At 71.5% G+C, this 13,051-nt stretch carries 12 protein-coding genes; 5 read left to right on the top strand and 7 right to left on the bottom strand.

What is annotated here, in order from left to right:
- Positions 1–55 precede the first annotated feature (55 nt).
- The 6 genes from ACK4ZD_RS04570 to ACK4ZD_RS04595 are packed head-to-tail and all read right to left on the bottom strand — an operon-like array spanning position 56 to position 5,359.
- Positions 56–844, bottom strand: a complete 789-nt coding sequence (locus ACK4ZD_RS04570; protein ID WP_409659239.1) for an ATP-binding cassette domain-containing protein — start codon at positions 842–844, stop codon at positions 56–58.
- A 2-nt stretch (positions 845–846) separates the two neighbouring features.
- The gene (locus tag ACK4ZD_RS04575; protein ID WP_409659240.1) at positions 847–1,821 is read right to left on the bottom strand and encodes an ABC transporter ATP-binding protein; all 975 of its coding nucleotides are present in this window, start codon (positions 1,819–1,821) and stop codon (positions 847–849) included.
- Entirely contained in the window at positions 1,818–2,642 is an 825-nt protein-coding gene (locus tag ACK4ZD_RS04580; protein WP_409659242.1) for an ABC transporter permease, read from the bottom strand. The genes ACK4ZD_RS04575 and ACK4ZD_RS04580 overlap by 4 nt, the downstream gene beginning before the upstream one ends.
- The gene (locus ACK4ZD_RS04585; RefSeq protein ID WP_409659244.1) at positions 2,639–3,601 is read right to left on the bottom strand and encodes an ABC transporter permease; all 963 of its coding nucleotides are present in this window, start codon (positions 3,599–3,601) and stop codon (positions 2,639–2,641) included. The genes ACK4ZD_RS04580 and ACK4ZD_RS04585 overlap by 4 nt, the downstream gene beginning before the upstream one ends.
- A 10-nt stretch (positions 3,602–3,611) precedes the next feature.
- A complete protein-coding gene (locus tag ACK4ZD_RS04590; RefSeq protein WP_409659246.1) occupies positions 3,612–4,808 on the bottom strand; it encodes an aromatic amino acid transaminase in 1,197 nt (398 codons plus the stop codon).
- A 44-nt stretch (positions 4,809–4,852) separates the two neighbouring features.
- Positions 4,853–5,359, bottom strand: coding sequence for a glutathione peroxidase (locus ACK4ZD_RS04595; protein ID WP_409659248.1), 507 nt, complete (start codon positions 5,357–5,359; stop codon positions 4,853–4,855).
- 203 nt (positions 5,360–5,562) lie between these two features.
- Here ACK4ZD_RS04595 and ACK4ZD_RS04600 point away from each other — a divergent pair, with 203 nt between their 5' ends.
- From ACK4ZD_RS04600 to ACK4ZD_RS04615, 4 genes are all read left to right on the top strand, one after another.
- Positions 5,563–6,471: a response regulator gene (locus ACK4ZD_RS04600; protein ID WP_409659250.1), complete on the top strand. Its 909-nt coding sequence runs from the start codon at positions 5,563–5,565 to the stop codon at positions 6,469–6,471.
- 66 nt (positions 6,472–6,537) lie between these two features.
- Positions 6,538–7,041, top strand: coding sequence for a chemotaxis protein CheW (locus tag ACK4ZD_RS04605; RefSeq protein ID WP_409659251.1), 504 nt, complete (start codon positions 6,538–6,540; stop codon positions 7,039–7,041).
- 38 nt (positions 7,042–7,079) lie between these two features.
- Positions 7,080–8,444: a methyl-accepting chemotaxis protein gene (locus ACK4ZD_RS04610; protein WP_409659253.1), complete on the top strand. Its 1,365-nt coding sequence runs from the start codon at positions 7,080–7,082 to the stop codon at positions 8,442–8,444.
- Between the two features lie 7 nt (positions 8,445–8,451).
- Entirely contained in the window at positions 8,452–11,259 is a 2,808-nt protein-coding gene (locus ACK4ZD_RS04615; protein WP_409659255.1) for a response regulator, read from the top strand.
- On the opposite strand, the gene ACK4ZD_RS04620 is transcribed toward ACK4ZD_RS04615, so the two are convergent.
- A complete protein-coding gene (locus ACK4ZD_RS04620; RefSeq protein WP_409659257.1) occupies positions 11,202–12,164 on the bottom strand; it encodes a DMT family transporter in 963 nt (320 codons plus the stop codon). The two genes, ACK4ZD_RS04615 and ACK4ZD_RS04620, sit on opposite strands and share 58 nt — an antisense overlap.
- A 123-nt stretch (positions 12,165–12,287) precedes the next feature.
- On the opposite strand from ACK4ZD_RS04620, the gene ACK4ZD_RS04625 reads away from it, so the two are divergent.
- Complete coding sequence (locus tag ACK4ZD_RS04625; RefSeq protein ID WP_409659259.1) at positions 12,288–13,037, top strand: cache domain-containing protein; 750 nt, start codon at positions 12,288–12,290, stop codon at positions 13,035–13,037.
- Positions 13,038–13,051: the final 14 nt, after the last annotated feature.

The raw sequence follows: 13,051 nt of genomic DNA on the forward strand, positions 1-13,051 counted from the left end.
AAGCAGCGCTGCCATTCCACCATGAATGGTGCGGCCGGGCAATCGCCAGCGCACCTCACAGCGTCGGCACCGCCGCCAGCAGCGTGCGGGTGTAGGCCGCCTGCGGCGCATGGAAGACGGCGGCCGTGTCGCCCCGCTCCACGATGCGGCCGTGCTGCATCACCACCACATCGTCACAGAGGTACTCCACCACCGCGAGGTCGTGGCTGATGAAGAGGTAGGTGACGCCGAAGTCGCGCTGCAGATCGCGCATCAGATTGAGCACCTGGGCCTGCACCGACACGTCCAGCGCGCTGACCGGCTCGTCGGCCACGATGAGCTGGGGCCGCGTCACCAGGGCGCGGGCAATGGCGATGCGCTGGCGTTGCCCCCCCGAGAACTCGTGCGGGTACTTGGCCATGTCGCCCGCGCGCAGGCCCACGGCCTCCAACGACTGCGCCACCCGTGCGCGGCGCTCGTCGGCGCCCACCTCGTCCATCACCGACAGCGGCTCGGCCACGATGCGGCCCACCGTCTGGCGCGGGTCGAGCGAGCCGTAAGGATCCTGAAACACCATCTGGAAGTCGCGCCGCGCCCGGCGCAGTTCGGCAGGGGGCAGGCGGTGCAGATCCCGCCCCAGCAGGGTCACCGTGCCCGCCGTGGGACGCTCCAAGGCCATCACCAGCCGCGCCAGCGTGGACTTGCCCGAGCCCGATTCGCCCACCACCCCCAGGCTGCGGCCCGCCTCGATGCGCAGGCTCACGTCGTCGAGCGCCCGCACCTCCTCGGCCGGCTGCCACAGCGAATGGCGCGGCAGGCGGTAGCGCTGGGTGAGGTGGGCGACGTCAAGCAGGGGCATGGGCATCCTCACGAGCTCAGGTCGGCCCAGCGTACGCAGGCCACCCCGTGTTGCGCGGACACGGTCCGGTCGGTGGGAGGCGCCTCGCAGACGGCCTCGCGATGCGCACAGCGGTCGGCGAAGGGGCAGCCGCGCGGCAGATCCACCAGTTCGGGCACCCGGCCGGGGATGGTCTGCAGGCGTTCGCCGCGCGCCGCGCCCAGTCTCGGGCGGGCGGCGAGCAGGCCGCGGGTGTAGGGATGCATCGGGCGCTGCAGAACCTCGCCCACCGGGCCCTGCTCCACGCCCAGGCCGCCGTACATCACCATCACGCGGCGCACGTTGCGGGCGATCACGGCCAGGTCGTGCGAGATCAGCATCAGGGCCATGTGGCGCTCGGCCACGAGGTCGGCGATGAGTTGCAGGATCTCCCGCTGCAGCGTCACGTCCAGTGCGGTGGTGGGTTCGTCGGCGATCAGCAGGTCGGGCTGGCAGGCCAGGGCCATGGCGATCACCACACGCTGGCGCTGGCCCCCCGAAAGCTGGTGGGGGTAGGCGTCGAGCCGGCGCGCGGCCTGGGGCAGTCGCACCTGCTCCAGCAGGCGCTGCGCCTCGGCGCGAGCGGCTGCCGCGTCCAGGCCGCGGTGCAGGCGCAGCGGCTCGGCCACCTGGCGGCCGATCGTGTGCAGGGGATTGAGCGCCGTCATGGGCTCCTGGAAGACCATCGCGATGCGGTCGCCGCGCAGCCGGCACCAGGCGGCTTCGTCCTGCGCCAGCAGCTCGCGGCCCTCGAAGCGCAATGAACCCGACACCCGGGCGCCGTCGGGCAGGAGGCCCATCAGCGTGAGCGCCAGCAGGCTCTTGCCGCAGCCCGACTCACCGACCACCCCCAGCGTTTCGCCGCGGTCGAGCGAAAAGCTCAGGCCCCGCAGGGCATCGGCCGGCCCGCGTGAGGTGTTGAGCGTCACGCGCAGGTCGCGCACTTCCAGCAGGACGGCGCTCATCGTTGCCTCGCCAGGCGGGGATCGAGCAGGTCGCGCAGCCCGTCACCCAGCAGGTTCAACCCCAGCACCGACAGCGCGATGGCGATGCCGGGGTACAGCGCGAGCTGCGGCGCCTGGAACATCTGCGTCTGCGCCTCGTTGAGCATGCGCCCCCACGAGGGCTGCGGCGGCTGGGTGCCCAGGCCCAGGTAGGACAGCGCCGCCTCGGCCAGGATGGCGGTGGCGAACTGGATGGTGGCCTGCACGATGATCACCGAGGCGATGTTGGGCAGCACGTGTTCGAGCGTGATGCGCACCGCCCCCTTGCCGCAGGCGCGCGCGGCCAGGATGAAGTCGCGCGCCCACACGGCGTTGGCCGCGGCCCGCGTGAGCCGCGCAAACACCGGGATGTTGAAGATGCCGATCGCGACGATGGAGGTGAAGAGCCCAGGGCCATACACCGCGGTGAGCATGATGGCCGTGAGCAGCGCGGGGAAGGCGAAGGTGAAGTCGGACAGGCGCATCACGAACTCTTCCACCCCCCCGCGCCGCGCCGAGGCCAGCAGCCCCAGGCCCACACCCAGCACCAGGCCCATGCCCACCGCCACCACCCCCACGAGGATGGAGTTCTGCGCGCCCACCAGCAGCAGGGTGGCGATGTCGCGGCCCAGGCTGTCGGTGCCCAGCCAGTGCGCGGCCGAGGGCGGCTGGAAGCGGTGGGGCACGTCGATGGCGTGGGGTGGGTGGGGCGTCCACACCAGCGACAGCCCGGCGGCGAGCAGCAGGGCCAGCGAGAGCATGGCGCCGAGCACAAAGCTCCTGTGTCTGAGGGCGGCCCTCATGCATCGCCCCCTTTCAGCCGCGGATCGATCCAGGCATACAGCAGGTCCACGATGAAATTGATGAGGATGACCGCGCCGGCCAGCAGCATGATGACGTCACGCACCACGGCAAGGTCGCGGTTGGCGATGGCCTGGAACACCAGGCGGCCGATGCCCGGCAGCACGAAGACGTTTTCCACCACGATGGCGCTGGTGAGCAGATTGCCGAACTGCAGGCCCATGATGGTGATGACCGGGATCATCGCGTTGCGCAGCACATGGCGCCACAGCGTGGCGCGCCGGCTCAGGCCCTTGGCGCGGGCCGTGCGCACATAGTCTTCGCGCAGGGTGTCGAGCACGGCCGAACGCGTGAAGCGCGCGAGGATGGCCGCCTGCACCGCCGCCAGCGCCACGGCCGGCAGCACCAGGGCCTGCAGGCCGTCCCACAGGCCACCGCCCTCGTCTTCGTTCCAGCCCGGAAAGCCGCCGGCCGGGAACCACTGCAGGTGCACCGCAAAGACCAGGATCAGCACGATGGCCAGCCAGAAGTTGGGGATGGCCAGGCCCAGCTGGCTGAGCGTCATCACGCCCACGTCGCCCAGGCGGTTGTGGCGTGCCGCGGCATACACGCCCAGGCTCAGCGCCACGACGACCGTCAGCCCCATGGCCAGCAGCGCCAGCGGCAGGCTCACCCGCAAGCGCTCGGCGATGAGGCTCCACACCGGCGTGTCGTAGGCGACGCTCACGCCCAGGTCGCCGCGCAGGTAGCCGCCCACCCACTCGATGTAGCGGGTGAAAGCCGGGCGGTCGAGCCCCAGCTGGGCCGACAGGGCGGCCACCTGCTCCGGCGTGGCCGTGGGCCCCAGGCGCACTTCGGCGGCGTTGCCGGGCAGAATCTCCAACACGGCGAACACCACCACCGACGCCGCCAGCAAGGTGGCAACGAAACTGACGAAGCGCTTGAGCAGGAAGACGCTCAAGGCCGTGGCATCACTGCGCGAGCACGGCGGCCATGGCTTGGGCCACGGCGTCGACGTTGTGCTGGTTCAGCCCCGCCACGCACATGCGGCCGGTGCGCACGAGGTAGACGCCATGCTCGTCCTTGAGCCGGTCCACCTGCTCGGGGCTCAGGCCCGTGTAGCTGAACATGCCGCGCTGGGTGATGAAGTAGTCCACATTGCGCCCCGGCAGCTTGGCCGACAGCACGGCGTGCAGGCGACGGCGCATCTCCTGGATGCGTGCGCGCATGGCGTCGAGTTCGTCGGCCCAGGCCTGACGCAGCGCCGGAGTCTGCAGCACACGCGCGACGATCTGGCCGCCATGGGTGGGCGGGCTGGAGTAGTTGCGCCGGATGGTGGCCTTGAGCTGGCCCAGCACCAGTGCGGCTTCGTCGGCCGTGGGGCAGACCACGCTGAGTGCGCCGCAGCGCTCGCCATAGAGCGAAAAGCTCTTCGAGAACGAGCTGGCGCAGAAGAAGCTCACGCCCGCATCGGCCAGCGCGCGGATGGCAAAGGCGTCTTCCTCGATGCCGTCGCCGAAGCCCTGGTAGGCGATGTCCACATAGGGGATGAGCCGGCGCGACTGAATCACCGGGATGAGCTGCGCCCACTGTTCGCGCGTGAGGTCCACGCCCGTGGGGTTGTGGCAGCAGGCGTGCAGCAGCACGATGCTGCGCTCGGGCATGTCGCGCAAGGCCGCCAGCATGGCCTCGAAGCGCAGGCCGCCGGTGGCCGCGTCGTAGTAGGGGTAGGTGTGGACAGTGAAGCCCGCACCTTCGAACATCGCGCGGTGGTTGTCCCAGGTAGGGTCGCTCACCCACACCTCGGACTGCGGAAAGTAGCGCTTGAGGAAGTCACCCCCCACCTTCAGGCCGCCCGAGCCGCCCAGGGTCTGGATGGTGGCGATGCGAGCGCTCTTCACCGCTTCGTGGTCGGCACCGAAGATCAGGTGCTGCACGGCCTGGCGGTAGTTGGCCGCCCCTTCCATCGGCTGGTAGGGCCGCGGCCCGATGGTTTGCAGCAGGGCCGACTCGGCCTGCCGCACCGCGCTCATCACCGGCAGGCGACCGGCGTCGTCGAAGTACACCCCGATGCTCAGGTTGATCTTGCCCGGCCGGGGATCCTTCTGGAAGTTCTCGTTCAGGGTGAGGATGGGGTCGCCAGCGTAGGGGTCGACGTGCTGGAACATGGAGTCTCCTTCGATGCGGGATCCCCGGATTATCGGCGCCCCTGTCAGTGCGCCGCCAGCGCGGCCTCGATGTCGCGCTCGAGGGCCTCGGGCCGGTCGGTGGGAGCGTAGCGCTTGAGCACCTTGCCGTGGCGGTCGACGAGGAACTTGGTGAAATTCCACTTGATCGCCTTGGTGCCCAGCAGACCCGGAGCCTCGGCGGTGAGCCACTGGTACAGCGGATGGGCATCCGCTCCGTTGACCTTGATTTTGCTCATCATGGGGAAGCTCACGCCGTAGTTCACCTGGCAGAAGCTGGCGATCTCCTCGTTGCTGCCCGGATCCTGGCCGCCGAACTCGTTGCTCGGGAACCCGAGCACCACCAGACCCCGGGCCGCGTGCTTGCGCCACAGCGTCTCCAGCCCGGCGAACTGGGGGGTGAAGCCGCACTGGCTGGCGGTGTTGACGATGAGCAAGACCTTGCCGCGGTAGTCGGCCAGCTTCACCGGCCGGCCGTCGATGGATCGGGCGTCGAAGTCGTAGAGGGTGCGTTCGTCGTGTCGGGCGTTCATGGCTGGCCATGCATGCGGGCAAGAAGGCCATGGTAGCCCGCCGCCGCGCCGCCCGGAAGGTCGTCGCCTTTGTCCACCGATGGCGCCCCCCTTTCTCGGGCTTGACGCCCGGGCAGGCCGGGCCCGAACATAGGCGCACCGCTTTGCTGGGCCCGGCGCACCGACGGTCGGCGTCCGTTCCCGGCCGCAGGAGCCTTCCCCCCATGAGCATGCGTTACCGGGTGGCCGTCCAGGGTTTCAGCGCCTTCGAACGCTCGACCTTCCAGTCCTTCTTCCGCTTGGCGGCTCGGCGCCAGCCCGCCTACGACCTCGTCGAGGATTTGCGCAGCGCCGATCTGGTGATCGCCGACGCCGACCACGCCGCGGCCGTGTCGGCCGTGCGCGAGGCGGGCCGGCTGCAGCGCTGCCTGTTCATCGGCGCGCAAGACGTGGGCGCCGGGCTGGGCCGGCTGCCGCGCCCGATCAACCTGATGAACGTGCTGCGCCTGCTCGACGAGATGAGCCAGCCCAGCGCCGCCGCTCAGCGCTCAGCCTCCCCGGGCCTGTCCGCCCTACCGCCGCGCCCGGCCCCGGCGCCGAGTCTGGCCTTGGAGTCCATGCCGGCCGCCGCCTCGGGCCGCCGCCTCGCGACGGCGACGCCCCACGCCGAACCGTCCGGCAGCAGCGACTTTTCCAACTCCGTCACCGTCGACGGCGACGAACGCTTCGATCACATCCTCGTGGTCGACGACTCCGACATCGCGCTGCGCTTCATGCAGACACGCCTGAAGCGTTTCGGCTTCAAGGTGCACCTAGCGCGCAGCGGCGAGGAGGCGCTCGAACGCATCGCGCACCAGCAGTTCGAGTTCGTTTTTCTCGACGTGATGATGGTCGGCATGGACGGCTACCAGACCTGCAAGGCCATCAAGCGCAAGGCCCCGCCGCCGGGCCGCCGGGTGCCGGTGGTGGTGATGCTCACCAGCCGGGCCGGGCCGGTCGACCGCATCCGCGGCACCCTGGCCGGCTGCGACGCCTACTTGACCAAACCCCTGTCGGAGGACGAGTTGGTGCGCGTCATCAGCACCTACGATGCCGCCTTCCAGCGTGGCTTCGAGAACACCGCCGCCAACTGATCCGGTTCGGGCCGCCGCCGGCGGGCTTCCTGGAGCCACCCGAGGGCCCCTACACTGTGGCGCTGATTGCCCCGACTGCCCGACCCGTCCGACGTGAGCCTGCCCCCCGACGCCCCACCCCTCAGCGCGGCCGCGCCCCCCCAGGCCCAGGGCCTGCGCTGCGGCCCTTGGGCGTTGGCCTTCCCGTTCACCTGGGCGCGCAACCTGGTCGAAGACGTGGAGCTGTCGGACGTGCCCCACGCGCCGGCTTGGCTGTTGGGAGCGGCCAACGTGAACGGCACGGTCGTTGCGGTGTTCGACCTGCTGCGCTGGCTGGATCCGACGCAGGGCACGCCGCCGGGTCCAGGCAGCCATGTCCTGATCGGCGGCGACGGCGACCAGGCCGCCGGCCTGATCTTCCGCGGCTTGCCCACGCGGGTGCGCCCGGTGGGTGGTGCCGCCCCCGGGGTGCCGCCGGCCTTGGCCGAGTTCGTGCGTGGTGCGGCCGTCGATGCCCAGGGCCACCCCTGGGCCCTGATCGACGCTGCGGCCCTGCTCGAAGCCTGGGCCGCCGAACTGAGCCTGGCCTGAACCACCATGCCTGCGACCGTCCCCTCCAGGAGCCCCGCATGAACCTGAGCCAGAAGCTGCTGCTGGGCGGGGCCGGGGCTGCGGTGCTCGGCGGGGTGTCGGCCCTGGCGGCCCTGCGCTGGGCGCCGGCCGCAGCCGAGCAGGCCGTGCCCTGGCCCGCCGTGGCCGCCATCGGGCTGGCCATGGTGCTGGGCGCGCTGGTGCTGGCGCACCTGGGCCGACGCTGGCAAGCCCCGCTGCACCAGTTGCGCGACACCCTGGAGCGTGCCGCCCGGGGCGACACCCAGGTTCGCGCTCGCCTCGAACGCCGCGACGAGTGGGGCGCACTGGGCGCCGCGCTCGACCGCGTGCTCGACGAACGCGGCCAACGCCTGGAACGTATCGCGCACGAGAACGAAAGCCTCAACCGCTCGGTCGTGGGCCTGCTGCACACGGTGTTCCAGATGTCGAACAAGGATCTCACCGCACGCGCGGAGGTGACCGAGGACATCATCGGCACGCTGTCGGCCTCGATCAACCAGCTCGGCGAAGAGACCAGCCGCACCTTGCACGAGGTGCAGGACATCGCCGACCAGGTGCGCAGCGCCTGCGAATTCGTGGGCGAGCAGGCGTTGCGCGTGGACGAGACCGCGCAGGAGGAGCGCGCCGCATTGGAGGGCATGGCCGCCCACCTCGGCCAGGCCACCTACCAGCTCGCCCAGATGGCCGCGCTGTCTACCAACTCCAGCGAGGCCGCCGAGCTGGCCAGCGCCGCCACCGACGCCGCCTTGCGCGCCGTGGACGCCACGGTGCGCGGCATGGAGGCGCTGCGCGGCACCATCGCCGAGACCGAGAAGCGCTTCAAGCGCCTGGGCGAGCGCAGCCAGGAGATCTCCACCGTCGTCAACCTCATCAACGCGATCGCCGAGCGCACCCACGTGCTCTCGCTCAATGCCTCGATGCAGGCGAGCAACGCCGGCGAGGCCGGACGCAGCTTCGTGGTGGTGGCCGAGGAGGTGCAGCGCCTGTCCGAATCCGCGCGGGCGGCCACCGCGCAGATCGCCCAGCTCGTGCAGAGCATCCAGGTGGAGACCGGCGACACCCTGCTGACGATGAACCGCCTCATCGTCGAGGTGGTGCGGCAGTCCGAACAGGCCCGCCAGGCCGGCGCGCAGATGGCCGAGACCCGCGACACCACGGCCCAGCTCGTGAGTCTGGTGCAGCAGATCGCCGCCTTCTCGCAGGCCCAGAGCACGCTGGCGCACGAGCTGCGCCTGTCGGTCGAGCAGCTCAACCGCGGATCGGCCCAGACCATTCTGGCCATCGAGCAGCAGACCGAATCCACCGCCACCCTGGTCGACTATGCCCGTCGCCTGTCCGAGGCCGTCGGGCAGTTCCGTCTGCCTGCGCAGCAGGTGCAGTGAGTCAGGCATGAAGGTCGAGGCCCTGCTCCAGGTGCTGCGCGAGGAGTTCACGCTGACCGTGCCCGAGGTCGACGGCGCGCTGATGCAGTGGCTCAGCAGTCCCGACGACCCGACCCCGGCTGCCGAGGCGGCCACGCTCTTCGACCGCCTGGGCCAGGCCTGCCGCGTCGTCGGCCTGGACGGCCTGGGCCTCGTGCTGGACCTGCTGCGCGACGGCATCAGCGTCCTCGCGACCTTCGAGGCCCCCGACCGCCAAGCGGCCCTGGGCTGGCTGGCGCAGTGGCAGCCACCGGTGCAGGCCTACCTCGACGACCCCGCCTCGGCGGCGGCCACGCAGGCGCTGACCGACTTCCTGCGCAGCGGCCCGCTGGCTCCGCCCCCCGGGTCGCTGCAGGTCCTGTGCGAGCGGCTGCGCCAACCGCCCGCGGCGTCCGACACCCTGGCGGCCGACACCCCGGCCGCGGCGCACGGCGCGGCCGCCGCCGACGTCTCGCTCGACGTGCCCGAGGACGTGGACGCCGCGCTCTACGAGGTCTTCCTCGACGACGCCCCAGGCCAGGTGGCCACGCTGGCCGAGGCCGTGCGCGCGCTGGCGGCCGGCCGCGCCGACGCGCCGGCGCTGCACGAGGCGCGCCGCGTGGCCCACACGCTCAAGGGCAGCGGCCACATCATCGGCATCCGCGGCATCGGGCGGCTGGCCCACCGCATCGAGGACGTGCTGGACCATGCCGTCGAGCGCGAAGGCCGCCTGCCGAGCGCCCTGGCGCGCGACCTCGAGCAGGCCGTGGCCTGCCTGGACCAGATGATCTATGCGTTGCGCGGCGAGGAGGACGCCCCGCGCGACGCCCAGGCCTGGCTGGACCGGTTGGAGCGGTGGGTGCAGGCCATCCACGACGGCCGTGTCGAGGCCCTGGCGCTGGAGACCGTGCCCGCGGCCCTGGAGGCCACCCCCTCCTCGCGCGAGGACACTGCGGCCGCGAGCTCCATGCCGTCTGCGCCCGACGAGACGGCGCGCGCCACGCTGCGCATCGCCGTCGAACGGCTGGACCGCCTGGTGCGGCGCGCCGGCCAGGCTCTCGTGCATCAGGGCCGAGCCGAAGAAATGGTGCGCCAGGTCGAGGATCGGCTGGCGCAGATCGAGCGGGCCCAGCGTTCGCTGCAAGACCGCCTGCGCGACCTCGAACTGGCCATCGATCGCCAAGGCCATGCGCTGACGCCCTCAGCGCCGGCCGATGGCGCCCTCTTCGACAGCCTGGAGCTCGACCGCTACAACGAACTCCAATCGCTCGTGCGCTTCACCGCCGAGACACTGGCCGACGAGGCCGAACACATCCGTGCCGCACGCGCCCAGGTGCAGGTGGCCGTGCAGGCCCTGCGCAAGCAGGGGCAGGAGCTCGTCGAGCAGCACCGCGAGCTGATCGGCGCTCGTTTGGTGAGCGTGCGCCAAATCGTCCCGCGCCTGAAGCGCAACGTGGCGCAGACCGCGCGGGCCACGGGCAAGGAGGTCGAGCTGCACATCGAGGGCGAACACATGCCGCTGGACACCGAGGTGCTGGACCGGCTGACCGAGCCCCTGCTGCACCTGCTGCGCAATGCGGTGGACCACGGCATCGAGCCGCCGGCCGAGCGTGCCGCCGCCGGCAAGCCGCCGCGCGGCAGGGTGGTGCTGCGCTTCGCCCGCGACAGCCGCACCGTCACCGTCGAATGCAGCGACGACGGGCGCGGCCTGGACCTGGCGGCCGTCCATGCCCGCGCGCTGGAGCTGGAACTGCTGCAGCGCGACGACCCCATCACCGAGGCCGAGCTGGCCCGGCTGATCCTGCTGCCGGGGTTTTCCACGCGCAGCCAAGTCAGCGAGATCTCCGGCCGCGGCGTGGGTCTGGACGTCGTGGCCGACCGTCTGCGCGCGATGAAGGGCCGCATCGACATCGACAGCCGCGCCGGGGCGGGCAGCCGCTTCGTGCTCACGGTGCCGGCCACCACGGGCCTGCAGCATGCGCTGATGGTCGAGGTCGGCGGCCAAATCTACGCCCTGCCCAGCGAGGGCCTCACGCTGGCGCTGGCCCCCGGGCAGGGCCAGCTCGTCCTCGGCCCACAGGGGACGCAGTTCCGCCACGCCGAGCGGCTGTACCCCTACCAGCGGCTCGGCGCCTGGCTGGGCCTGCCACCCCCCGCCTCGGCGGCTGCGGCCCGCGCAGTGGTGCTGGCGCGCGTGGGAGGCCGCGAGATCGCGCTCGAAGTCGACCGCATCGTCGACTCGCGCGAGCTCATCCTGCAAGACATCGGGCGCTACCTGCGCCGCCTGCGCGGCGTGGCCGGCGGCGCCTTCCGGGCCGACGGCCGGCTCGTGTTCCTGCTCGACCTCGAGGCTCTGGAGCAGGCCTACGCTTCGCCGGTGCGCCGCCAGGCCGCCGAGCGGCTGCGCCGGCGCATGCAGGTCGAGCGCAAGCACGTGCTGGTGGTCGACGACGCCATCTCGGTGCGCAAGACGCTCGCCCAACTCCTGGGCGACGCCGGCTACGACGTCACCACCGCGAGCGACGGCTTCGATGCGCTGGATGCGCTGATCCGCCGCAAGGCCGACGTCGTGCTCACCGACCTGGAGATGCCCAACCTCAACGGCCTGGAGCTCACCCGGCGCCTGCGCGAATCGCGGCTGTGGAAGGAGCTGCCAGTGGTCATGCTCACCTCGCGGGCCACCCACAAGCACCTGCGCAGCGCCGAGGAGGCCGGCGTGGACGTCTTCCTCACCAAGCCCTACGAGGAAGCCGAGCTGCTGGCCGAGGTGCGCCGGCTGGCCTTCGCCGAAGGCTGAACGCCAGGGCCGCTGCGCGAAGGCACGATCGCCGCCAGCAGCGCCGCCGCGACGATCAGCCCGCCGCCCAGCAGGGTGCGCCCCGACAACTCCTCCCCGGCGATCACCACCGACGACACAGCGGCGAACGCCACCTCGGTGAGCATCACCACCGCCGTGACGTTGGCCGGCAGCCGCGAGGCGCCGTGCTGGTAGGCCAGGTTGCCGGCCAGGAAGGCCAGGGCCGTGAGCACGAGCACGGCCCCCCAGTCCGCCTGGGCAGGCGGGGGCCAGGGCACCAAGTCCGCGCCGGTGGCCGGCCCCAGCCCGAGCGCCAGCGCCAGCGACACCCCCACGCAGCCCATCAGCATCGCCAGGGCACGACCTTCGTCGCGCGTGACCGCCGCATGACGCCGCACCAGCACGCTGTTGCAGGCAAAAGCCATGCCGCCCAGCAGCCCCAGCGCGTCGGCCAGGCTGCGCGGCAGCGGCCAGGCCAGGCCCTCGGGTTGGAGCACGAGCGCCGCCCCGCCCAGAGCCAGCCCCACCCGCAACACCCCGCCGGGCCCCAGGCGCTCGCCCAGCCACAGCCGTGCCAGCAGCGCCGTCCACACCGGCATCAGGTAGAACAGCAGCACCACGCGCACCACCTCGCCAATGCTCACACCCCAGTTGAAGGCCGCGTTGACCACCCCCGAGGCCACCGCCATGGCCCACAGCACCGGCGTGCCCAGCACCTGCCCCAGGGCCTGCGGCCGCCAGGCCAGCAGCACGGCACAGCCGATCAGGAACAGCCCGACGTTGGTCCACAGCGGATGCAGGCCCAAGCCCTGCAGGTGGCGCATTGGCCACCACGACAGGCCCCAGACGGCGGCGTTGAACAGCAGGGCCAGCACGGGCCCGGGGGAGGAACGTGGCAAAGTCATCGGACGATTGTCTCCGAGCCCGTCTATCATCGCGACACAGTCACAAGCGCCGCGTCGTCCCGGCGTGCGAGCGGCGCCGAAGGCGGCCCCGGCCAGGCTGCCCTGCCGAGGGAGAGATGTTCGATGGCCTTCAGCGAATCCAAGGTGACGCTCAGGCGTGCTCTCGTGCTGGCCAACCTGCTCGTGCTGGCTCTGCTGGCCGCCCTGATCACCCTGCAGGCCCGCACCGACCGGGCCCGGGTGATCGAGATGGCCTACCGGGACGCCGAGAACTTGGCCGATGCGCTGGCCGAGCACACCCGCCAGACCCTGGCCGCGCTGGATCTCGGACTGACCTCCGCCATCGAGGCCATGAGCTCCTTGCCACCGAACCACCGCGCCCGCCTGCACGAGATGCTGGCAGACCGCCAGGCCGGATCGGCCGGTACCTACGCCTATTTCGTGCTCGACGCGCAAGGCCGACTGGTGGCCAGTTCGCGCACCCCGCAACCCGAGCCCACCGATCTCTCGGACACGCCCGAATTCCGCGTTCACCGCGAACGGCGGGAGGCCGCACTGTACCTCGGTCCGCCGCGCCTGGGCCGCGTCGGGTATGCCCAGGGCCGATGGATCGTCAATGCCTCGCGGCGCATCGAGACGCCCGACGGACAGTTCGCCGGCGTGGTGGCCGCCGTCGTTTCGCTGGAGCATCTGCGGCGCTTCTACGACAAGCTGCGGCTGGGCGAGCAAGGCGCCGTCGGACTCTTCAGCGCCGAAGGCGTGCTCATCGCGCGCAGCCCCTGGGTCGAGCGTTTCCTCGGCCAGGACTTCAGCAACCAAGCCGTGTACCGCGAGCACCCAGGGTTCAGGGGCGCCTGGCCGGCGCCTACGTGACCGATGGCGTGGAG

Source organism: Caldimonas sp. (assembly GCF_046291045.1).
Taxonomy (GTDB): Bacteria; Pseudomonadota; Gammaproteobacteria; order Burkholderiales; family Burkholderiaceae_C; genus Caldimonas.